We start from the raw sequence: 20,432 nt of genomic DNA on the forward strand, positions 1-20,432 counted from the left end.
GAAACCTTACTTAGAGGTTTGTTTCACCGCCTCAAGCCAGGCTGGATCCAGACGGGTCTGGTCGGTGTCGATGCCCAGTTCGTCCATCCGCGCCTTGTGCTGATCCATCTCGCGAACCAGCTGACTGTGGTCGCTGGAATTGCCGTCCAGTTCGTGCATCTGGTGCAGGCCCAAATGGTAGAACCGCAGCAGTTTCATGGCCACTGGATCACCGGTCGCCACCGCTGCGGTGACCTGATGCATGATGTTGGTGACGCTCATCAGACTGCGTTTGAGCTGCCAGCCATAGACCGCCGCGGCCATCCAGGGCTGGCTCCAGAACTTGCCGCGCATCAGCGCCACCATTAGCAAAACCGCTATAAACACGCCGCCGACGTTATACCGCAGGTTATCGCCGCCGGGCTCACCGAACAACGCCACCGCCGCCGTGGACAGCACCATCGCCAGCGCCAGGAACATCAGGGCAATAATCACCGTACTGCGGCGCGTCTGTTGTCGATAGGTTTGAGCGTTCTGCGGCTGGATTTCGAACATCGCGACAGGTTTCCTTGGGAGCAGAGACAAAAAGAAAGCCCGGCATTATCGCCTCTGCGCGGGATTTAGCTATGCTGGGGCTCCTTTTCATCTTTTCATCGTTAAACGGGGGACATGGCGGTATAGCGCAGTTCGTGCCATCTTCATCCATGGATACACACTATTCGGATGCCCTTCGCGCGGTTTAGCGAGGGACATCGTTTTAAGGATCACTGAATGACCCAACGACAAGTAATCAACGCCTCGGTCAGCCCTAAAGGCAGCCTGGAAACCCTTTCTCAACGCGAAGTCCAACAACTGAGCGAAGCCGGTTCCGGCAGCACCTACAACATCTTCCGCCAGTGCGCCCTGGCCATCCTGAACACCGGCGCCCATGTTGATAACGCCAAAACCATCCTTGAAGCCTATAAAGATTTTGAAATCCGCATCCACCAGCAAGATCGCGGCGTACGCCTGGAACTGCTGAACGCCCCGGCCGACGCCTTCGTCGACGGCGAAATGATCGCCAGCACCCGTGAAATGCTGTTCAGCGCCCTGCGTGACATCGTCTACACCGAAAACGAACTCGACAGCCAGCGCATCGACCTGAGCACCTCCCAGGGCATCAGCGACTACGTGTTCCACCTGCTGCGCAACGCCCGCACCCTGCGCCCCGGCGTCGAGCCGAAGATTGTGGTCTGCTGGGGCGGTCACTCGATCAACACCGAAGAATACAAATACACCAAGAAAGTCGGCCACGAACTGGGCCTGCGCAGCCTCGACATCTGCACCGGTTGCGGCCCCGGCGTGATGAAAGGCCCGATGAAAGGCGCGACCATTGCACACGCCAAGCAGCGTATCCACGGCGGTCGCTACCTCGGCTTGACCGAGCCGGGGATCATCGCCGCCGAAGCACCGAACCCGATCGTCAACGAGCTGGTGATCCTGCCGGACATCGAAAAACGTCTGGAAGCGTTCGTGCGCGTCGGCCACGGCATCATCATTTTCCCGGGTGGCGCGGGCACGGCCGAAGAGTTCCTGTACCTGCTCGGCATCCTGATGCACCCGGACAACGAAGGCCTACCCTTCCCGGTCGTCCTCACCGGGCCCAAGCATGCCGCACCGTATCTGGAGCAACTGGACGCATTCGTCGGCGCCACGCTGGGCGACGCGGCGAAGAAACATTACGAGATCATCATCGACGATCCGGCTGAAGTCGCACGGCAGATGACGCAGGGGCTCAAAGCGGTCAAACAGTTCCGTCGCGAGCGCAATGACGCGTTCCACTTCAACTGGCTGCTGAAGATCGACGAAGGCTTCCAGCGTCCGTTCGACCCGACCCACGAAAACATGGCCAACCTGAAGCTGAGCCGGACACTGCCGGCCCACGAACTGGCGGCCAACCTGCGCCGTGCGTTCTCCGGCATTGTCGCCGGCAACGTCAAGGACAAGGGCATCCGCTTGATCGAACAGCACGGGCCGTACCAGATCCGTGGCGATGCCGAGATCATGCGTCCGCTGGATCAACTGCTCAAAGCGTTCGTCGCCCAGCACCGGATGAAACTGCCGGGTGGCGCGGCGTATGTGCCGTGTTATCAGGTCGTGGCGTAACAAACCACACCGCAACACCGTGGTGGGCGGGCTCCCTGTGGTGAGGGGCTTGCCCCCGTTCGGCTGCGTAGCAGTCGTAAAATCTGCGATGTTGCCGAAATCTTTGGGGCCGCTTCGCAGCCCAACGGGGGCAAGCCCCCTCGCCACATAAGCCCCCTAGCCACATAAGCCCACTCACCAAAAAGTGCTAACTTCTACAGGTGATCAGCGTCGATCACGGCTTTGGCAAACGCCTGCGGATCTTCCTGCGGCAGGTTGTGGCCGATGCCGCCATTGATCAACCGGTACTCATACTTGCCGGTAAAACGCTTGGCGTAATCCTCGGCCGCCGGATGCGGTGCACCGTTGGCGTCACCTTCCATCGTAATGGTCGGTACCTTAATCGAAGGCGCCGTGGCCAGTTTCTGTTCCAGCGCTTCGTATTGCGGTTCGCCCTGCACCATGCCCAACCGCCAGCGGTAGTTGAAAACGGTGATAGCGACATGGTCCGGGTTGTTCAATGCGGCAGCGCTGCGATCATAGGTCGCATCGTCAAAAGACCATTTCGGCGACGCCGTCTGCCAGATCAACTTGGCGAAGTCGTGGCGATTTTTTTCGTAGCCGGCCTGGCCGCGATCGGTCGCGAAATAGAACTGATACCACCACTGCAGTTCAGCCTTGGGCGGCAACGGATTCTTGCCCGCAGCCTGGTTGCCGATCAGGTAACCGCTCACCGACACCAGCGCCTTAACCCGCTCCGGCCACAGCGCCGAGACGATGTCCGCCGAACGCGCGCCCCAGTCATAGCCACCGAGCACCGCCTGTTTGATCTTCAATGCATCCATGAAGTCGATCACGTCACTGGCCAGCGCTGCAGGTTGGCCATTGCGCAGGGTCTTCTCAGACAGGAACTGCGTGTCGCCATAACCCCGAGCGTAAGGAATCAGCACCCGGTAACCCTTGGCCGCCAGCAATGGCGCCACTTCGCTGTAGCTGTGAATGTCGTAGGGCCAACCGTGCAGCAAAATCACCACCGGACCGTCGGCAGGCCCGACCTCGGCGTAAGCCACATTCAGCAAGCCAGCCTTGACGTGCTTCAGCGGACCGAACGAGTCGTGCGACTCCACTTTCGCCACCGCCGGCTCCGCGGTCGGGGTTGCGGCCTGCGCATTGGCAGCGCCGAGGGCACCGAACTGCATCAGCGCAACAGCGAGCATCGTTGGCGCCATGAAACGGCGGCGTGATTCGGTTTTACGGCTCAACACTTTCATCTTCATAGTGATTTCCCTACCAGTCATTTGTCTGTTGTTTTGAACGACATAGTGGATGGATCAACCGCCCTGATTGCCGCATTCCGCCAACTTGCTGTAATCGAGCGCTTTGTGCGAACCGCTGGAATCAAGGTAGCTCAGGCGGGCATTGACGAGACCGCAACCGCCGCTGGTGTCTTCGATGGAAATCACTTTCTTGATATCCAGATGAGTGCCGTGAGCAGGGGTCTGCTGCGTGGTTTGATCAGCGGCATGGGCCGAGAACGCGGCAACGTTCAGGACGGCGAAGAAGCTGGCGGCAATGAGTGTGTTCCAGTTCATGATCAGTTCCTCAGGGTGGCGATGGGCGGTGATGGTGAGGCAAGTTGTCTTGTCTCGATGGAAGCCATTTAATCGCCCGGAGGTATCTGCCATGTGTCGTCAAAACCGCGTTATTAAGGCGTAAGGTGTCAAACAGGGCCTGCGATACAGTGCGATACAATTCCCCGCAAACGAATAACAAGAGGGTTGAACAATGGAGCATGTGAACCACATCCTGATCGTCGATGACGATCGCGAGATCCGTGAGCTGGTGGGCAATTACCTGACGAAGAATGGCCTGCGTACCACGGTGGTCGCGGATGGCCGGCAGATGCGCCATTTTCTGGAAACCAACCAAGTCGACCTGATCGTGCTGGACCTGATGATGCCCGGCGATGACGGCCTGGTGTTGTGCCGGGAATTACGCGCCGGTAAACACAAAGCCACGCCGATCCTGATGCTCACCGCGCGCAACGACGAAACCGATCGCATCCTCGGCCTGGAAATGGGCGCCGACGATTACCTGACCAAACCATTCGCCGCCCGTGAGTTGCTCGCGCGAATCAATGCGGTGTTGCGCCGCACGCGAATGCTGCCGCCGAACCTGTTGATCACCGAATCGGGGCGCCTGATCGGTTTCGGCCGCTGGCGCCTCGACACCACCGCTCGCCACCTATTGGATGACGAAGGCACCATGGTCGCCCTCAGTGGCGCGGAGTACCGTTTGCTGCGCGTGTTCCTCGATCACCCGCAACGGGTGCTCAGCCGCGACCAGTTGCTCAACCTGACCCAGGGCCGCGATGCCGACCTGTTCGACCGCTCCATCGATTTGCTGGTGAGCCGCTTGCGCCAACGCTTGCTGGATGACTCACGCGAGCCGACCTATATAAAGACCGTGCGCAGCGAAGGCTACGTGTTCTCCTACCCGGTGGAGTTGCTCGGCGCCGAATCTTCATAGGGTTTTGTATCCCTCTGTATAAGAACCCACGACAGATACGCAAACCGCGATTTCGATGGGTTGGCGCACACATCACCGATACACCCGAGCGTTTAACTGTGATCACCGGATAGCAGCCGCTACCGACCCACTCAAACTAAACGCACGGAGAATCAACCATGTTCAACTTCTCGAAAGTCTCGTCCCTGGCACTCGGTCTGGCACTGGTCGGTGGTCTTGGTCTGTCTAACCTCGCATCGGCGAACACCGCCAACGCCGTGTCCCACAGCCAGCATCAGCAGCTGCTGGCGGAAGGCGGTTCGGATCGATTGATCGAAAATCGTGTCGCTGAAGGTGGTGCCGATCGTCTGCAGGAACTGCGTGAACGTGTGGCGCTGATCAGCCCGAGCAACGCCGTGCGCGGTGGTGTGGTGGTGGCGGAAAACCGTGCTGAGTTCGGTTCGAAATATCAGCGGTATTGATCGCGATCGATACCACAACACAGATCAAATGTGGGAGCGGGCTTGCTCGCGAAGGCGGCGTTACATTCAACATTTCTTTTGAATGTTAAGCAGCCTTCGCGAGCAAGCCCGCTCCCACATTTTGATCGGGTGGTGTCAGTCACTAACCCACACGCTCATCAGCCGTACGCAATGAAGAAAAGATCATTCCAGTAACGAGATCAGGTGCGGCTCCATCGAGGTCTCCAGCACCTCAATCAACGCCAGCGTCACCGGCAGCTTGAAGCGCCGCCGCCCCGCGCTGCCGGGGTTGAGGAATAGCTTATCGCCGCGCCATTCGATGCACGGCTTGTGTGAATGGCCGGTGATCACCAGTTTGGTGTCAGCATCGAGCAACGCCGGAACATCGGCGATGTCATGCACCAGCAACGTGCCCCATCCGTTCAGTTCGAAACGCAGCAGATCCTCGAGATCTTCCGCCCACGGCTCGGCCAGGTCATTGTTCCCGCGCACCACCTGCAGCGGCGCAATGGACGCCAGTTGATCGAGAATGTCGCGGCTGCCGATGTCACCCGCGTGAATGATCCACTCACAGCCCTGCAGCGCTGCAACCGCTTCGGGGCGGAGCAAGCCATGGGTGTCGGAAATCACACCAACCTTCATGCAGTACTCCAGACAGACTTGGGACTCAGGCGATCAAGGATCTACTTGCGCCATCAGTTCGGCTACCGATTCCTGGCGTTTGGCGTAGCGCTGGGCCAGTACCGCACAGACCATCAACTGAATCTGATGGAACAGCATCAACGGCAGGATCAACACGCCGATGGTGCTGCCGGCGAACAGCACCTGGGCCATCGGCACACCGGTGGCGAGGCTTTTCTTCGAACCGCAGAAGAGGATGGTGATGCGGTCTTCGACATTGAAACCAAAGGCTTTGCCCAGCACCGTCGAGGCCACCAACACCAGCCCCAGCAACACGCAGCACGCCACCACCAGCCCGGCCAGTTCCCACAGCGGGATCTGCTGCCAGATGCCCTCGTTCACCGCTTCGCTGAACGCGCCGAACACCACCAATAGAATCGAGCCCTGATCGACGAACTTCAGCCAACTCTTGTTGCGCCCGACCCAGGCACCGATCCAGCGCCGCGCGATCTGCCCGGCAATGAACGGCAGCAGCAATTGCACGCTGATCTTCACAATCGCATCGAGCGTCGAACCACCGTCGCCATGCACATTGAGCAGCAGCGTCACCAGCAATGGGGTAATGAAGATCCCGAACAGGCTGGACGCCGCCGCACTGCAAATCGCCGCTGGAATGTTCCCGCGCGCCAGGGAAGTAAACGCAATGGCCGACTGCACCGTGGCGGGCAGCGCGCAGAGGTAAAGCATGCCCATGTACAGATCGTCACCGATCAGCGGCGACAGCACCGGTTTGAGCGCCAGACCGAGCAGTGGGAACAACACAAAGGTCAGGCTGAACACCAGCAAATGCAGGCGCCAATGCCCGGCGCCGGCGATGATCGACTCGCGTGACAGTTTGGCGCCGTGCAGGAAAAACAGCAGCGCGATGGCGATGTTGGTCAGCCAGCCAAAGCCCACCGCGACCTGACCGCTGGCGGGCAAAAAGCTGGCGAGCAGCACGACGCCGAGCAGGGTCAGGGTGAAGTTGTCGGGTAAGAAACGGGGGCGAGTCATCAGGAGTCATCCGGGTTTGCCAGGAACGTGAAGTCGACTCTAACGCTTCTGCGGGTTACCGACTAACGCTAGTAAGCCAGTAGATGTCGCCTAACGGACATGATCGACGAGTCAACCGGCGTTCTTGACGCTTGATGCCATTCAGTGGCAAAACAGCGCGGCCCGGATGGAAGCATCGGCCATTCACGAATCAAGGAAGACTCATGAAAACCCTGTTGTGTTTACTGATCGCCACCGGCGTCGGCGCTGCATTGCAATACGCCGGCATCCCCCATGGCCTGTTGCTGGGGTCGATCCTCGCGACGGCATTGATCGCCAGCAATCTGCACTTCTCCCCTACCCTGCGTTTCGGCCTCGGCTACGTGCAAATCGTGTTGGGGATCGCCACCGGCCTGATGTTTACTGCGTGGGACAGCCACACCGTCGCGGCCATGCTCCCCAGCCTCGGTTTGATGCTGTTTTGCCTGATGCTGCAAAGCTCGGTGGCCGGCCTGGCGCTGCTGAAAATCGCCGGATGGAACCGCAAGGATTCGCTGCTGGCGGTCTACCCCGGCGCACTCGCGGCGATTTTCGATTTGCTTGAATCCGAACGCGCTTCCAGCAAAGTGATCGTCGTGCATCTGGTACGACTGCTCGCCATCACCCTCCTCGTCAGCTTCTGCATTCCCGGACAGACCGGCGTGGCGATGGCCGACAGCAACCCGTTGGACATGAGCATGGCGCTGCCCCTGCTGTCGTTGATCGCCTTGTGCCTGTTGCTCGGTCGCTTGCTGCTGAACGTCGGCGTGCCGGCGCCGTTCATGCTCACGGCCATCGTGCTCACTGGCGTTTACCTTAAGTCCGGCAACTTGCAGGGCTTCCACATGCCGTCATGGAGTGTCGACTTCGCGACCGTTCTGCTCGGCGCGCTGATTGGCTCCAAATTCAAGGACATCTCTTTCGGCGAACTCATGCTTCACGGTCGTACCGCCGTCATGTCGGTCGGCCTGATGCTACTGATCGCCGCCGCATTCGCCGGTATCGCCGGGCAGTTTTTGCCCAGCAATCCCTTGTCGCTATGGCTGGCCTACATGCCGGGCGCCATCGAGACCATTGCCCTCGTCGCCTTCAGCGGCGGGCTGAACGTGGTGTTCATTCTGACCCATCACCTGGTGCGCATGGTGGTGCTGCACTTTGCGCCGGCACTGGTCGTGCAGGCGCGGCGTTGGCGGGAGGATGTTTGAGGAAAGGATTAAGTCGGAGAGATGGTGGCCAGTGCGCCAATCAAAATGGTCAGCACCAGAAATCCACCGAGGAAAATCGCCATCTTGCCCATTGGAGCCTCCTACATTTTAAGTTTGCGGTAGGCCGTCAGTGTGAGCCTGCAACTGAGTGCATTACAGAGTCAGATAACCCAGAAAAATACGGATCAGATGCCTGAAACGAAAAAGCCCCGCTCCATTTAAATGGGACGGGGCTTTCTGCTGCACGGACCGCTGTGTTACAGGTCAGTGATTTCCTTGTGACGTGGCACCAGCATTTTCATCACGCTCCACGCCACCAGATAGGCCAGCGAACAGATGGCGAACATGATCATGTAACCGGTGTGAATATCGTTGATCGATTTGTAGTAGTCGAACACGTAACCACCGATCTTGGTCATCACCACACCGCCCAAACCACCCGCCATGCCGCCAATACCGACCACCGAAGCAATGGTTTTTTGCGGGAACATGTCAGACACGGTCGTGAAGATGTTGCACGACCACGCCTGGTGCGCCGACGCGCCCACCCCAATCAGCAACACCGGCACCCAGAAACTGATGTAACCCAATGGCTGCGCCAGCAGCACCACCAACGGGAACAGCGCGATCACCAGCATGGCTTTCATGCGACCGTCATACGGCTTGTCGCCGCGCGCCATGAAGTAGCTCGGGAACCAGCCGCCGCCGATGCTGCCGATCATGGTCATGCTGTACAACACGGCCAGCGGTGCAACGATGGCCGCGCCCTTCATCTCGTATTGCGCCGACAGATAGGTTGGCAGCCAGAACAGGAAGAACCACCACACGCCGTCCGTCATGAACTTGCCGAAGGCAAACGCCCAGGTCTGGCGGTAGGTCAGTAGTTTGAACCACGATACTTTTTTCGCAGCGACGCCCGACACTTGCGGGGTGGCCACTTGCACCGGTTCATCGGCACGGATGTAGGCCAGTTCCTCAGCCGACAGACGTTTTTGCTGGTCTGGCTTCTCGTAGAGTGCAATCCAGACGGCGACCCAGACGAAGCCCAACAGACCGATCACGATGAACGCTGCTTCCCAGCCCCAAATGCCGGCAATCAGCGGCACGCAGATCGGCGCCAGGATCGCACCGACGTTGGCGCCGGAGTTGAAGATGCCCGTGGCGAACGAGCGTTCCTTCTTCGGGAAGTATTCCGCAGTGGCCTTGATCGCGATCGGGAAGTTACCCGCTTCACCAATTGCCAGAACGGCACGCGACAACATGAAACCGGCAATCGAGACCGGGATCACGGCAAGGCCGAGCGCACTGCTCAGCGCGCCGATGCCTTCACCCATCGGCACTGCAAAGGCGTGCATCACCGCACCGGTGGACCAGATGCCAATCGCAAACATGTACGCTTTCTTGGTGCCGATCTTGTCGACGAAGCGGCCGGCGAACAACATGGAAATCGCATACACAAACTGGAAAACCGAGGCGATGTTGGCGTAGTCGGTGTTACTCCAGCCAAACTGCGTCGACAGCTGCGGCGCCAATAGACTCAGTACCTGACGGTCTAGGTAATTGACGGTGGTGGCAAAAAACAACAGTGCACAGATCGTCCAGCGGTATTTGCCGACCGACTGGCCGACGCGTTGCGCATTGATGGGCTCGTTCAGATTCATGGCATCACTTTATTATTGGATTATGGTGATGATCTCTCGGTTTCAAGCGAGATCAATTGTGTCGTAGAGCATCGCCAAAACGCGAGGAATCCGCGCCAAGGCTGGTCGGGTTCAGCCGTGTCTTGCGTACAACAAAATGCTGTTGGACGAGAGCTAGTAGCGCTTTGACGGGACAAAGGACTGCGACGCGGCTGACTGCGCGGGCACGCGAGCAGACAACATCGGCCCAGAGGGAGCGACGCTGGGGGGAATGAGTACGCAAGATGGGTTCATGATGGGGCCGACACTCTTTTTATTTTTAGGCTTCAACAGAGGATGTCTCGTCTGTCGTCGTACAACCGTGTCTTTTATAGCGAGATCGGTACAACCCTGTCAATCTGAAAAAATCACCGTTGGTCTAGAGAACCCCCTCCGTTTAAATGCAACATCATCGCTAAACGCTCTAGTTATAGGCTCTATGGCTTTTCGGATTGACGGGCGGTGTCTGTTACGCGCGGATACTTGGACAGACTCCTGATGTTGTACGACGACACACGTATGCGGGAAAAGCGCCTTGCCAAGACATCGGCAAGGCGCTTTATGTCAGAGGGACAGGCCTGATGGCTGATCGTTATGGCTATGAAGGCTATGGTTTGACGATCATCAAGCTGCACGGCGCCTTGTTCAGCACACTCTCGGCCGTACCGCCAATGAACCGGTCGATCCCATGGTGATAGGCCGTACCCAGCACCACCAGGTCAAAAGCCTGTTGTCGAGCAAACTTTACGATCACCTTGTGAGGGATGCCTGTCAGCAGATGTCGGCGTTTTTTGTCGATGCAATAGCGTTCGGCAAGCGCATCAAAGGCCTCTTGCTGAGCATCATTGACCGCATCGCTAAAACTGTTAGCCAGGCTCAGTGTCGGCACACTCCTCTCAGTATTCCCCACCACCGACCAGTTGCTGACGTTGAGCACGTGCAAGTCAGCGCCACAGGCGGCAGCCACCGTCGAGGCCAGGTCGAGAATCCGGTCATTAAGCCCGTGGCTCAGCTCTTCGAGATGGGACAAATCGACGGCCGCGAGAATGCTCATCGGCCTGGGATTTTTTGCATCGCTGACCAGATGCAAGGGCGCCGGACAGTCGCGTAGCAACAGCCAGTCAAGGGGCCGGTGGAACGCGCGGTCGAGCATCGGCACATGCGTGGTGTCCTTGATGACCAGGTCCGCATGGAAGTCATTGACGTAATCCAGTATGTGCGCGGGGGTGGACCTGGACCAGACGACTTCGGTGGTGACCTGCATACCGATGCATTGATGAAACCGCGCTTGCTGCTCCAGCCAGTGTCGGTGCACCTGCAGGTAGCCCTCCCGCGCCTGAGCCATGGCATCGTGATCAAACAACCCAGCCACTGCCAGCACCTGCACATAATCAAATGCGACGATGTGCAATAAGGCACTCGTGGCACAGGCCAGCGCCTGCGCGCGATCAAACGCCGGGGTGCGGATCATTTCGCAAGGGGCAATCAACAGGATACGTTTAAGTTTGAGCATCAGAGACCTCGTCCCGCGAACGCTTTACCCGACTGACGGCCAGCCCGCCGGTTTGCCTCATCGGTCGTTCGAGTATCTGGCGATATCCGCTAAGGGCTCTGATTTTTGTCAAGCAATCACGGCTTTGCGTCAGCGCGTCGGGTAGACGCAAGTCTTGTTGATATAGCTCAATGCGCTTCCCTTACCTGGGTGTAGAAAATCATTGAGCGGACACCTTTGTGCGGACCGCCACGCATCCGCTACTGTCGGAGGTTCGCCATGCTGGCCATTACGCTGATCAATACGCTGGTGGTCATCGTCGTCGTGGTGATCCACTACGAATGCCTGTTACGCCTGAACGACTGGCTACCGCGGCTCAAGCTCTGGAGTCGTTTCAGGATTGTCATTGGCGTGTTCGGCGCCCTGCTCGCCCACGCGCTGGAAGTCTGGTGCTTCGCGCTGGTCTACTACCTGATGGTGCGCTCCGGGGAATGGGGCGGCCTGATTGGCAATTTCGATGGTTCGCTGCTCGACTGCGTCTATTTTTCCTTCACGACCTACACGACGATCGGTTTCGGAGATATTTCACCTGTGGGCAACCTCAAGTATCTGACCGGCTTGCAGGCGTTGACTGGCCTGGTACTCATCACCTGGACGGCCTCATTTCTGTTTCTCGAAATGCAGAAATACTGGAAGAACAAATAGCACGCCTTGTATCGATTGACCGTCACTCCCGAGCTCAATGCCAAGGGCTTTCCCCGTTCATCGATTACCGGGCCAAACGGTGCAATGAACTACGCGTGCGGGGCACCACCACCTATGCTTAACGCATTCTCCTATGGCGTCATCTCTCGTGCCTGAAACACGTCCCCTTCACATTCATCACCTCAAGGCTGCGTGCTCCAACTGCAGCGTGCTGGAGCTGTGCCTGCCAATCGGCTTGAGCGGCCCGGAGGTCGAGCGCCTGGATACGCTGATCGTGCAGCGTTTTAAGGTAAAAAAGGGTACAGCCTTGTACCGCACGGGAGATCCCCTGCTCTCGCTTTACGCGGTCCGTATCGGCTCATTCAAGACCAGCATGCTGTCAGTCGATGGGCGTGAACAGGTCACTGGCTTTCACATTCCCGGCGAGATGCTCGGGCTGGATGCCATCAGTGGCGACGAACACGCCTGCAATGCGTTTGCCCTCGAGGACAGCGAAGTGTGCCCCATCCACTTCGCGCAGCTAGAGAAACTCGCCCAAAGCCTGCCGTCGCTGCAGCACAACCTCAACAGGCTGCTGAGCCGTGAAATCGTGCGTGATCACAGCATGCTGATGCTGATGGGCAACATGAACTCGGATGAGCGGCTGGCGGCCTTTTTGCTGAACCTGTCGCAGCGCCTCAGTATCCGTGGCTATTCACCCAGGGACTTCGTTCTGAAAATGCGTCGCGAAGAAATCGGCTCCTACCTGGGGTTGCGGCTGGAAACCATCTGCCGGGGCATTGCTCACCTGCGGGATCAGGGCCTGGTAGAAATCGCGGGCCGAGAGGTAAAGATCCTGGACATGGAAGGGCTCAAGCAATTAGTCGCCGGTTGTCAGCGTCCCCAGCACTGACAGCAGCAAACGATGAGATTGCCCCATCACACACCTGCGCTCGACTCCGGCCGTTAAGCGCCGCAAGCTCCAAGACTGCGCTCGGCGCCACCTCCCCCCCTGTTGATTTACATCAACCACACGTCAATCAGTGCCCCACTTTACGGGCATCTGATCCAGATCAGGTTTGACCGCTGCCAACGGCGTAGAAAGGAATGAGCCGTGCGGTTCGTCACCGTGCGCCCACTGTACAAACCGGATGGAGGATCTCCCCATGCTTACCGTCAAAGACCACAACGAACGGGCTGCAGCGGCTTATGCCGCGGTCCTCGGGCAATGCTGGATCGAAGCGCTCAAGGACGGCCGGCATGTATTGATCCGGCCGCTGGAGGAAAAAGACCGCGAGCGTGAATACGCGTTTATCAAGCGACTGTCGCCCGAATCCCGGCACATGCGCTTTCTCGCGCAGATCAGCGAGCCCGGCACTGCGATGCTCAATCAGTTGATGGACACCGATAACAAAAACCGCGTGGCCTACATCGCACTGGTTCACGAAAACGGCCAATTGATCGAGATCGGCATCAGCCGTTACTCGGCCACCGGTGAGCATGAATGTGAATGCGCCGTGACGGTCGCCGATGACTGGAAGCACCTGGGGCTGGGGGCGTTACTGATGGAGCATCTGATCAAGACTGCTCGCAAAAACGACTTTCGCCAGATGTATTCGGTGGACGCCGCCAGCAATGCACCGATGCGAGACCTGGCCAAGGCCCTGGGCTTCGATACACACAATGACCCCGATGACACCCGCCAGGTCATTCACCGCCTCTACTTGTAAACAAGCACCCCTCGATGTGCAGGCCAACGGCACATCGCGGGGCACTTTGGCATTCAGGATTGCAACGCCCGGCCCGGTTTTATCGCCAGCACACTGCAAGGTGCCCGGTGCAAGAGTTGTTCGGCGGTGGTCCCCAACAATTTGTTCAACCCATAATGCTGCACCGTGCCCATGACAATGATGTCCGTGTGATGCTCGGCGGCAAAATCACAAATACTCGTCAGCGGTGCCCCCTCGATGAAATGCCGATCCTGCGGTGGCACGCCATGTCGCTCGGCGATGGCCGCAAACGTTTCGTGCTGCGCCGCCCCCAAGGCTTCATAGATCCCCGTGGCCATCGGTAACGCGCCAAAGCCAATGTCCTGGGCATAAATCGCCGTCCAGTCAAACACATGCACCAGTTTAAGCCGGGCATCACACAGGGCCGCAAGCTTAGCAGCGGCGTCAATGATCTGGTCGTTGAACACATGATCCTGTTCTTCACTGCGCAAGACATCGACGATGGCCAGCACGTTGCGGGGGCGTGGATGGAGGGCATTGGTCACCAGGTGCACCGGCACCGGACAATCGCGCAGAAGCTGCCAATCCAGCGGCGTGAAAAACACGCGCTTCAACGCCGACTCTTCCTGGGCATCCTTGATAATCAGCGCCAGTGGCATCTCGTTGACGTAGTGCAAAACCTCTTCATAAGGGTGCTGCACCCACACCACCTCACTGCTGACTTCCACACCCTGCTTGCTCATCAACTCGGCTTGTTCCACTAGCCATTGCCGATGAGTGTGCAGATAACCATCCCTGGCGAGGCTGATTTGCTCGGGGGCGAACAGCCCGGCCACCGCCAAAGCTTGCAAATAATCGAATGCCACGATGTGCAATGGCAACTGCATCGCCAGTGCCAGCGCGGCGGCGCGGTCAAAAGCCGGCGTGCGAGTCATGGCTGGGGGGGCAATTAACATTAAACGCTGAGTCTGCGACATGAGGCACCTCGGCACACGGCGATCAGGATAGAGATAACAGGCCTCCAGATTGAGCGTTCCAGCCGCAGGCGACTTGATCTTGATCAACCGCACCCCTCTCCCTTCGGCCTAACCTGAATTGAGGCATAAAGCATCAATGGCGGTATCGGAGGGGACAATGATCGAATATGACCAACAGTTGTTGGTAAGAGCATTGGACGCTGCGACAAATCCGGTATTGATCACCGAGCGCACGGGCTGCATCGTTTGGATCAATAAGGCGTTCTGCCTCTTGAGTGGCTATTCAAAGCCCGAACTGGTCGGGCAAACCCCGCACCTGCTTTCTTCGGGGCGGCAAAGTACAACCTTTTACCGGGACCTGTGGCTGACGATCCTGGCGGGGCTGACCTGGCAGGGAGAGATGTCAGCGCCGAAGCCTTGCTCGAGCGAGCCGACAACGCGATGTACCAAGCCAAAAAAACCGGCGGCAATGCCTGCCGCTTCAGTGGCCTGGACCCGTCCTCTGATTGAGGGTTCAAGACACCAAGGTGCCTGCCCACATCGCCAGCGTCAGCGCGACCTGCCCCGGTATGACATACGCGGCGAACCGTCTGCCGCCGCTGACCCAGGCCACGAGGCATTTGCTCAGCGAATTACTGCTGACGGCGATCAACGCGGGGCCGGCAATGGCATCAAAAGGCAACAGTCCGGCCTTGGCCAGGGAGGCAATGGACGCGGTCGAGGAATGAGCATCGGCAAAACCGGTCAAGGTCGCGGTCAGCATCACCCCGACCTGACCAAAGTGGCTGAGCATTGCCGATGACACCAGCGTTATCCCGGTCATGGTCAACGTCACCACCAAGGCGAGCTTGAGATTGAAAGCACCGCCGACCTTGATCGGTTCGTTGGCGCCTGCTGCGGAGGCCGGAAACATCAGGCAAACGCCATACAACGCCGTGACGCCCAGGCCGAGTAACAAGGGCAGCCACATGTTTCGCAACAAACCGGGATCAACCGTCCCCAGGATCAAACCCACCTGAATGATCGTCGCCAGATTGGACAAAACCGCAGCGGCGCTGAGGACTTTGATGTTCGCCGGCTCCTTGACGGCGATATGCCCCATGGCTGCAATGGTCACCGTGCTGGACGCAAACCCGGAGGCGATGGCGCTGATCGCATAGCCATAACGGGTGCCCAAGGCTCGCACCGCGATATGCCCCACTGCACCCACCGCCATCAACAACACCGTCAAGGTGCAAATGGTGCGTAAATTGATCGCGGCATAGGGGCCGATAAAGCGATCAGGTGTCAGGGGCAACACCACCAGTGCTGTCACCAGCAATACCAGCCCATCGCTCATTTCGGCTTCGGTCAACTGGGAGTTGGCGAAGTGATGGAGTTTCTGACGGTACGTCAGCAGCCCTGCGATCACAACGCCAATGGCAATGGCCAACTGGGGAGCGGTGTTGCACAACGCCCCCAGCACCAACACCGCGAATAACGCCACTTCGCTGGTCACGCCGGGGTCGTCACTCAGACTTCGCCAATAGGCCACGGTGACCAGCAACGCCAGACCGAGCGCCACGATCCCCACCAGCAGACCGCCCCCGACCTGCATCGCCACATAGCCCAACAGCGCGGTCACCGCGAAGGTGCGCAACCCGGCACAGGCACGGCTGTCCCCTTGCCCTTTGTGCCGCTCGCGCTCAAGGCCGATCAGCATGCCAATCCCCAGCGCAGCTGCGGCACCCGCCATGCCAAGGGTTTCATTCATGGTTTACCCCGACCGGGTGAGCGGTTCAGCTCTGCCCCGTAGACTGCAGCACAAGGGTTACTCAATGGTCGCAGCCAAATAGCGACCCCGTGCCTGTCGTTCAAATACCGGTCGGCCAGCGGTAATGGGCCAGGGATGCGGCGCGTTGATCCGTGCGTTGAGTTGACCGACGAATGCCTTCGCCTCCTCCTGGCCGTTGAAGTTCACTTCCAGGTTATCCAACTGCACGACCCAACGATGGGACGTCCGTTTTTCTGTAATCGCAATGATCATAAACACCTCCCGTCGACTGACCCAAGACTGCGCCGAGGTGGCCGGACAGAGATTGATAAGGGTCAATATTTTGTGAATGGTCGCCTGCGATTAACCGCCCGTCCGGCGTTGGTGCCGGTCAACCGTCTCCTTGACAAAGATCAAGCCCAACCCCCATCGCCAGCGGCAGGATAAGAACCAAGCCTCATGGCCCAAACGCACGGTCGACATTGAGCGCAAGGGTTTCTGCGATGACCTACGGGAGAGTTGTCATGTCTGAGCAATCACGTTTCATGCTGGTCGTCTCGCCGCTGATGGAAAACAGCCCCGCTTTCGACCGGGCCGCAGCGTTGGCCAAGGCAGCGGGGGCCGCCCTGCATATCGTGGCGTTCGACTACCTGGAGGGACTGGCGACCGCCGGCCTGGTCAACGAACAAGCGTTGGAGCAGATGCGCCTGGGTTATGTCGAGCGTCATCGCCAATGGCTCGAAGACCAGGCCCGGCCCTTGCGCAACATCGGCGTGCACGTCACCACTGAGGTGGTCTGGGTAGACAACCCCCTGAAGGAAATCCTCATTCACCTTAAAGAACAACCGATGGCAGCACTGATCAAGGCACTGGAGCATGAATCGCTGCTGTCACGCCTGATGTTCACGCCACTGGATATCCATCTGCTACGCGAATGCCCGGTGCCGCTGCACTTTGTCAGCAATGTGCAGCACGCGCTGCCGCGAAGAATCCTCGTCGCGGTCGACCCGTTCCACCGTGACGGTCAATACACAGGTTTCAACGACAGGATCCTGCGCGAAGCCTCGAAACTGGCGAGTATCTGTAATGCGGAACTCGACGTGATCTACGCCCATGACCTTTCCTCGATCAGCGCCGACGAATTCGGCTTTGATAATGCGTCGGCGTTTTTCTCTTCCGGCCATGCCAAATCGCTGTTCGATGCACAGGGCGAGACCTTCCGCGATCTGGCCGAGCGCAATGGCATCCCGCCAGAACGCCAGCACATGATCATGGGCAACCCGGCCAAAGTCCTCTCCAGTTATGCCGATGCTTATAGCGTCGACGTCATCGTGATGGGCCGGGTCGGTCATCGTGGCATTGAGCGATTGGTCGGCAGTACGGTGGAACACCTGCTGTACAAAATGCCGTGTAGCGTATGGGTGGTTTCGCCAGAGGCGCTGGAGGACTGAGGCAGGCGTTGTTGCGGCGTTTTAGGCTGGCACCGCTTGACGCCCAAGCGGTGCTGATCTTGAATCTTGTTGGCTGCCCTTTCCTCCCGACACGCATGATACTGCTTGCAGTCCGCAGCCAACCCCGCCGTCGGGCCTCATCAACCGACACCTGCGTGCCGGGAAAAAGGATTTGCCATGACTAATCTGGTGATTTGCTGCGACGGCACCTGGAACACCCCCGACCAACTCGATCAGGGCGTCCCCGCCCCCACCAACGTGGTGCGGCTGTACAACGCCGTCGCTGACAACGCCAAGGGCGTAGCGCAAACCACCTACTACCACCCCGGTGTCGGCACCAATGGCAGTTGGTGGGATAAAGCCGTCGGCGGCGGCACCGGTGCCGGCCTTGATGAAAACATCATGAGCGCCTACCAGAAGCTCTGTTATTGCTACCAGCCTGGCGATGACATCTTTCTGTTCGGCTTCAGCCGTGGCGCCTACACGGTGCGTAGCCTTGCCGGTTTCATCGGCCGCTGCGGGCTGTTGCAGATCGTCGGGTTACCACCCGCCGAGGTCTGGAAACGCATCCAGACCCTGCTCACCTACGGCTACCGGCGTAAAACCGAGGAGCGCCAAGACTGGGACGCTCAAGGCTGGCATTTCCACAACACGCCGAACGCATCGATCCCGATTCATTTCATTGGGGTATGGGACACCGTCGGAGCGCTGGGCATTCCCGATGACATGGCACTGCTCAATCTGCTCGATAATCGCGACCGCTACACCTTCCACGACACCACGCTGCACCCCTCGGTCAAGTACGCCCGCCACGCATTGGCGATGGACGAACGCCGTGCCTCGTTCCAGCCGACGCTGTGGAGCCAGCCGCCGGCGGGCACCGACCTCAAGCAAATCTGGTTCCCCGGCGTGCATTCAGACGTCGGCGGTGGCTACCAGAACTGCGGCCTGGCCAATGGCGCGCTGAAGTGGATGATTGATGAGGCGAGCGCGGCCGGTCTGAGTGTTGACCCGAACATTGTCAGGCAGATCAAGCCAGACCTCTACGACACCCTGCACGACTCCTGTGATGGCGTGTTCTCCGCGCTACCGACTCAGCCACGCAGTGTGGCCGACATGACCACACAACCTGCGCTGTTCCACCCATCAGCACTGGACCGGCAGAAAATCCCCCCCATCACACAATCGCCCTACCGCAAAGAGCGTTTGCTGGCACCGCCTACCCCGCTGGTACTGGACATCTCCGCGCGCCAGCCGTGGAACGAAACCGGCCTGTGGCTCAACGCTGGCACCCCATACACCTTCAGCGCCAGCGGTGAGTGGCTGGACGCCTCGATCGTTTGCGACCCAGCTGGGCCAGTGAGCAACCATTTTCAACCCAGCGAACTGGCCTACGTGGCCGGCGCTGCGCTGGGCAAACTGGAAACCTGGTACGGCAAGCTGTTCAACAACAGCGACGCAAATTTTTACTTCACCCGCCGCCACGAGAATTACCCCTGGTTCAGCCTCGTCGGTGCAATCGCCAACAGCGATGGCGTCGACGCCAAAGGCGTCCTGCTGAAACCGGAAACCTTCCTCATCGGCCGCAGCCGCACGTACACGCCGAAGCGCTCGGGGTATTTCTATGCCTATGCCAACGACGCGTGGAATTGCTATGGGAATAACAAGGGGCATGTGGCGCTGACGATTAAGTAATTCATTGCTGGTCGCCGGCTAATGGCGAGGAAGTGCTTTGGCCCAAGCAGTTTCAGTGCCAGCACGCGTCTCCACGAAGAGCTCCCGTTCACCCATATTGCTATCGCATTTCAATCAAGGATAACTGGGAGCCCTGTCCTGCCTTGAGATGAATCACGATGTTTGATCTGGCCTCTATCGTGACCTACGTCGGCGGGAAGGGAAAATAATCAGAACGTTGTTTGTTGCGCTCGGGGTGAAGGTTACTTTTCAGCGGCAATGAGATTGGAATTGGCGAGTGAACCACCGAAATGCATAAAGCCCCGCACCCTCAAAGGGGACGGGGCTTTTTACTTCACACCCTGTAGAAACAACAAATAACCTGTGGCGAGGGGGCTTGCCCCCGTTCGGTTGCGCAGCAGCCGTCGTTTTTTTGGGGCCGCTGCGCAGCCCAACGGGGCGATGAGGCGTTCCGACAAGCCCCCTCGCCACAGACTGCGGTTACCTAGGTGGTTCTATTTTATCCAACACCCCGTTCGCCGTGATCTCCGCCACCATGATGCTGTTTGAAATACCCAGCAGCGCGTAGCGCGCCTCCCCCTCCAGATGATCCACCAAGTGATGAACCATCACGTCAAGCGAGGCCAGTGTCTCGACCAAAAAAACCGCCAGGGTTTCGGCTGTGGCTTTCGGGTCTACGGAAAACAGGGTGCTGCGTGTTCGCGGGGTGGCTTTGATGTCGGCATTCGACGGGAAGTGGAAGTCGAGGGCGCGCTCGGCGGCCTCGTTGAGCTTTTTTGACTCGGGTTCGTACGGGGACACTGGATCGGTGTCTGGTGGATTGGGGGTTACCTTGAACATGTTCAGTACTCCAATTGGAGCCATCACCGTGTCGCTGCTAAACGATGGGTGGCAGCTGTACGCAGGTTAGCAGACCGGGGAGTACGAATCCGGCGCGCCCAAGGGCGCCCTGCGCACAGCTACCAAGAAGTGCAGGCATGA

General features: G+C 58.7%; 21 protein-coding genes and 1 pseudogene. 11 read left to right on the forward strand and 11 right to left on the reverse strand.

Going from position 1 to position 20,432, the window contains the following annotated elements; all coding sequences use genetic code 11:
- Positions 1 to 6 precede the first annotated feature (6 nt).
- Positions 7 to 534, reverse strand: coding sequence for a DUF3087 domain-containing protein (locus EAH78_RS25800; protein WP_140670268.1), 528 nt, complete (start codon positions 532 to 534; stop codon positions 7 to 9).
- A 216-nt stretch (positions 535 to 750) separates the two neighbouring features.
- Here EAH78_RS25800 and ppnN point away from each other — a divergent pair, with 216 nt between their 5' ends.
- Positions 751 to 2,124 (forward strand): nucleotide 5'-monophosphate nucleosidase PpnN, encoded by a 1,374-nt coding sequence (ppnN, locus tag EAH78_RS25805; protein ID WP_140670270.1) that lies wholly within the window; start codon positions 751 to 753, stop codon positions 2,122 to 2,124.
- Between the two features lie 194 nt (positions 2,125 to 2,318).
- On the opposite strand, the gene EAH78_RS25810 is transcribed toward ppnN, so the two are convergent.
- Both EAH78_RS25810 and EAH78_RS25815 read right to left on the reverse strand, forming a co-directional pair.
- Entirely contained in the window at positions 2,319 to 3,380 is a 1,062-nt protein-coding gene (locus tag EAH78_RS25810) for an alpha/beta fold hydrolase (protein WP_140670272.1), read from the reverse strand.
- 54 nt (positions 3,381 to 3,434) lie between these two features.
- Complete coding sequence (locus tag EAH78_RS25815; protein ID WP_140670274.1) at positions 3,435 to 3,695, reverse strand: DUF2790 domain-containing protein; 261 nt, start codon at positions 3,693 to 3,695, stop codon at positions 3,435 to 3,437.
- A gap of 193 nt (positions 3,696 to 3,888) precedes the next feature.
- On the opposite strand from EAH78_RS25815, the gene EAH78_RS25820 reads away from it, so the two are divergent.
- Positions 3,889 to 4,632 carry a response regulator gene (locus EAH78_RS25820; protein ID WP_140670276.1) on the forward strand — a complete coding sequence of 248 codons (744 nt, stop codon included), beginning with the start codon at positions 3,889 to 3,891 and terminating at the stop codon, positions 4,630 to 4,632.
- Positions 4,633 to 4,790: 158 nt separating this feature from the next.
- Entirely contained in the window at positions 4,791 to 5,093 is a 303-nt protein-coding gene (locus EAH78_RS25825) for a phage infection protein (RefSeq protein WP_140670278.1), read from the forward strand.
- A 183-nt stretch (positions 5,094 to 5,276) separates the two neighbouring features.
- Here the strand turns inward: EAH78_RS25825 and EAH78_RS25830 are convergent, their stop codons facing one another.
- Both EAH78_RS25830 and EAH78_RS25835 read right to left on the reverse strand, forming a co-directional pair.
- The gene (locus tag EAH78_RS25830; RefSeq protein ID WP_140670280.1) at positions 5,277 to 5,735 is read right to left on the reverse strand and encodes a metallophosphoesterase family protein; all 459 of its coding nucleotides are present in this window, start codon (positions 5,733 to 5,735) and stop codon (positions 5,277 to 5,279) included.
- Between the two features lie 33 nt (positions 5,736 to 5,768).
- Positions 5,769 to 6,767, reverse strand: coding sequence for a bile acid:sodium symporter family protein (locus EAH78_RS25835; RefSeq protein ID WP_140670282.1), 999 nt, complete (start codon positions 6,765 to 6,767; stop codon positions 5,769 to 5,771).
- A 203-nt stretch (positions 6,768 to 6,970) separates the two neighbouring features.
- Between EAH78_RS25835 and EAH78_RS25840 the strand changes: the two genes are divergently transcribed.
- Positions 6,971 to 7,990, forward strand: a complete 1,020-nt coding sequence (locus EAH78_RS25840) for an AbrB family transcriptional regulator (protein ID WP_140670284.1) — start codon at positions 6,971 to 6,973, stop codon at positions 7,988 to 7,990.
- A gap of 257 nt (positions 7,991 to 8,247) precedes the next feature.
- Here EAH78_RS25840 and EAH78_RS25845 read toward each other — a convergent pair whose 3' ends face one another.
- On the reverse strand, positions 8,248 to 9,651 hold the full coding sequence (locus tag EAH78_RS25845) for an MFS transporter (RefSeq protein ID WP_140670286.1): 1,404 nt from the start codon (positions 9,649 to 9,651) through the stop codon (positions 8,248 to 8,250).
- 625 nt (positions 9,652 to 10,276) lie between these two features.
- The gene (locus tag EAH78_RS25850) at positions 10,277 to 11,182 is read right to left on the reverse strand and encodes a universal stress protein (protein WP_140670288.1); all 906 of its coding nucleotides are present in this window, start codon (positions 11,180 to 11,182) and stop codon (positions 10,277 to 10,279) included.
- A gap of 258 nt (positions 11,183 to 11,440) precedes the next feature.
- Here EAH78_RS25850 and EAH78_RS25855 point away from each other — a divergent pair, with 258 nt between their 5' ends.
- The 3 genes from EAH78_RS25855 to EAH78_RS25865 all read left to right on the forward strand — a co-directional run bounded on the left by EAH78_RS25855 (position 11,441) and on the right by EAH78_RS25865 (position 13,575).
- Positions 11,441 to 11,866, forward strand: coding sequence for a potassium channel family protein (locus EAH78_RS25855; RefSeq protein ID WP_140670290.1), 426 nt, complete (start codon positions 11,441 to 11,443; stop codon positions 11,864 to 11,866).
- 148 nt (positions 11,867 to 12,014) lie between these two features.
- Positions 12,015 to 12,758 (forward strand): fumarate/nitrate reduction transcriptional regulator Fnr, encoded by a 744-nt coding sequence (gene fnr / locus EAH78_RS25860; protein WP_430539952.1) that lies wholly within the window; start codon positions 12,015 to 12,017, stop codon positions 12,756 to 12,758.
- A gap of 253 nt (positions 12,759 to 13,011) precedes the next feature.
- Positions 13,012 to 13,575 carry a GNAT family N-acetyltransferase gene (locus EAH78_RS25865; protein WP_140670294.1) on the forward strand — a complete coding sequence of 188 codons (564 nt, stop codon included), beginning with the start codon at positions 13,012 to 13,014 and terminating at the stop codon, positions 13,573 to 13,575.
- Between the two features lie 53 nt (positions 13,576 to 13,628).
- Here EAH78_RS25865 and EAH78_RS25870 read toward each other — a convergent pair whose 3' ends face one another.
- Positions 13,629 to 14,552 (reverse strand): universal stress protein, encoded by a 924-nt coding sequence (locus tag EAH78_RS25870; RefSeq protein ID WP_140670296.1) that lies wholly within the window; start codon positions 14,550 to 14,552, stop codon positions 13,629 to 13,631.
- 157 nt (positions 14,553 to 14,709) lie between these two features.
- On the opposite strand from EAH78_RS25870, the pseudogene EAH78_RS25875 reads away from it, so the two are divergent.
- Positions 14,710 to 14,886 (forward strand): annotated as a pseudogene (locus tag EAH78_RS25875) (PAS domain-containing protein); the annotation flags it as partial.
- Between the two features lie 26 nt (positions 14,887 to 14,912).
- A complete protein-coding gene (locus EAH78_RS32375) occupies positions 14,913 to 15,062 on the forward strand; it encodes a hypothetical protein (protein WP_170219169.1) in 150 nt (49 codons plus the stop codon).
- 4 nt (positions 15,063 to 15,066) lie between these two features.
- Here the strand turns inward: EAH78_RS32375 and EAH78_RS25880 are convergent, their stop codons facing one another.
- Positions 15,067 to 16,305: an MgtC/SapB family protein gene (locus tag EAH78_RS25880; protein WP_140670299.1), complete on the reverse strand. Its 1,239-nt coding sequence runs from the start codon at positions 16,303 to 16,305 to the stop codon at positions 15,067 to 15,069.
- 57 nt (positions 16,306 to 16,362) lie between these two features.
- Positions 16,363 to 16,578, reverse strand: a complete 216-nt coding sequence (locus EAH78_RS25885; protein ID WP_140670301.1) for a hypothetical protein — start codon at positions 16,576 to 16,578, stop codon at positions 16,363 to 16,365.
- Between the two features lie 251 nt (positions 16,579 to 16,829).
- Here EAH78_RS25885 and EAH78_RS25890 point away from each other — a divergent pair, with 251 nt between their 5' ends.
- Positions 16,830 to 17,756 (forward strand): universal stress protein, encoded by a 927-nt coding sequence (locus EAH78_RS25890; RefSeq protein WP_140670303.1) that lies wholly within the window; start codon positions 16,830 to 16,832, stop codon positions 17,754 to 17,756.
- A gap of 177 nt (positions 17,757 to 17,933) precedes the next feature.
- Positions 17,934 to 19,451 carry a DUF2235 domain-containing protein gene (locus EAH78_RS25895; protein ID WP_140670305.1) on the forward strand — a complete coding sequence of 506 codons (1,518 nt, stop codon included), beginning with the start codon at positions 17,934 to 17,936 and terminating at the stop codon, positions 19,449 to 19,451.
- Between the two features lie 480 nt (positions 19,452 to 19,931).
- Here EAH78_RS25895 and EAH78_RS25900 read toward each other — a convergent pair whose 3' ends face one another.
- A complete protein-coding gene (locus EAH78_RS25900) occupies positions 19,932 to 20,291 on the reverse strand; it encodes a DUF6124 family protein (RefSeq protein ID WP_140670307.1) in 360 nt (119 codons plus the stop codon).
- Positions 20,292 to 20,432: the final 141 nt, after the last annotated feature.

The organism is Pseudomonas arsenicoxydans, assembly GCF_006438915.1.
GTDB classification, from domain to species: domain Bacteria; phylum Pseudomonadota; class Gammaproteobacteria; order Pseudomonadales; family Pseudomonadaceae; genus Aquipseudomonas; species Aquipseudomonas arsenicoxydans_A.

What these genes read in the sequence shown, in the direction of transcription:
- EAH78_RS25800 (WP_140670268.1), bottom strand. Translation starts at nt 534, where the DNA reads ATGTTCGAAATCCAGCCGCAGAACGCTCAAACCTATCGACAACAGACG.
- ppnN (WP_140670270.1), top strand. Translation starts at nt 751, where the DNA reads ATGACCCAACGACAAGTAATCAACGCCTCGGTCAGCCCTAAAGGCAGC.
- EAH78_RS25810 (WP_140670272.1), bottom strand. Translation starts at nt 3,380, where the DNA reads ATGAAGATGAAAGTGTTGAGCCGTAAAACCGAATCACGCCGCCGTTTC.
- EAH78_RS25815 (WP_140670274.1), bottom strand. Translation starts at nt 3,695, where the DNA reads ATGAACTGGAACACACTCATTGCCGCCAGCTTCTTCGCCGTCCTGAAC.
- EAH78_RS25820 (WP_140670276.1), top strand. Translation starts at nt 3,889, where the DNA reads ATGGAGCATGTGAACCACATCCTGATCGTCGATGACGATCGCGAGATC.
- EAH78_RS25825 (WP_140670278.1), top strand. Translation starts at nt 4,791, where the DNA reads ATGTTCAACTTCTCGAAAGTCTCGTCCCTGGCACTCGGTCTGGCACTG.
- EAH78_RS25830 (WP_140670280.1), bottom strand. Translation starts at nt 5,735, where the DNA reads ATGAAGGTTGGTGTGATTTCCGACACCCATGGCTTGCTCCGCCCCGAA.
- EAH78_RS25835 (WP_140670282.1), bottom strand. Translation starts at nt 6,767, where the DNA reads ATGACTCGCCCCCGTTTCTTACCCGACAACTTCACCCTGACCCTGCTC.
- EAH78_RS25840 (WP_140670284.1), top strand. Translation starts at nt 6,971, where the DNA reads ATGAAAACCCTGTTGTGTTTACTGATCGCCACCGGCGTCGGCGCTGCA.
- EAH78_RS25845 (WP_140670286.1), bottom strand. Translation starts at nt 9,651, where the DNA reads ATGAATCTGAACGAGCCCATCAATGCGCAACGCGTCGGCCAGTCGGTC.
- EAH78_RS25850 (WP_140670288.1), bottom strand. Translation starts at nt 11,182, where the DNA reads ATGCTCAAACTTAAACGTATCCTGTTGATTGCCCCTTGCGAAATGATC.
- EAH78_RS25855 (WP_140670290.1), top strand. Translation starts at nt 11,441, where the DNA reads ATGCTGGCCATTACGCTGATCAATACGCTGGTGGTCATCGTCGTCGTG.
- EAH78_RS25865 (WP_140670294.1), top strand. Translation starts at nt 13,012, where the DNA reads ATGCTTACCGTCAAAGACCACAACGAACGGGCTGCAGCGGCTTATGCC.
- EAH78_RS25870 (WP_140670296.1), bottom strand. Translation starts at nt 14,552, where the DNA reads ATGTCGCAGACTCAGCGTTTAATGTTAATTGCCCCCCCAGCCATGACT.
- EAH78_RS25880 (WP_140670299.1), bottom strand. Translation starts at nt 16,305, where the DNA reads ATGAATGAAACCCTTGGCATGGCGGGTGCCGCAGCTGCGCTGGGGATT.
- EAH78_RS25885 (WP_140670301.1), bottom strand. Translation starts at nt 16,578, where the DNA reads ATGATCATTGCGATTACAGAAAAACGGACGTCCCATCGTTGGGTCGTG.
- EAH78_RS25890 (WP_140670303.1), top strand. Translation starts at nt 16,830, where the DNA reads ATGTCTGAGCAATCACGTTTCATGCTGGTCGTCTCGCCGCTGATGGAA.
- EAH78_RS25895 (WP_140670305.1), top strand. Translation starts at nt 17,934, where the DNA reads ATGACTAATCTGGTGATTTGCTGCGACGGCACCTGGAACACCCCCGAC.
- EAH78_RS25900 (WP_140670307.1), bottom strand. Translation starts at nt 20,291, where the DNA reads ATGTTCAAGGTAACCCCCAATCCACCAGACACCGATCCAGTGTCCCCG.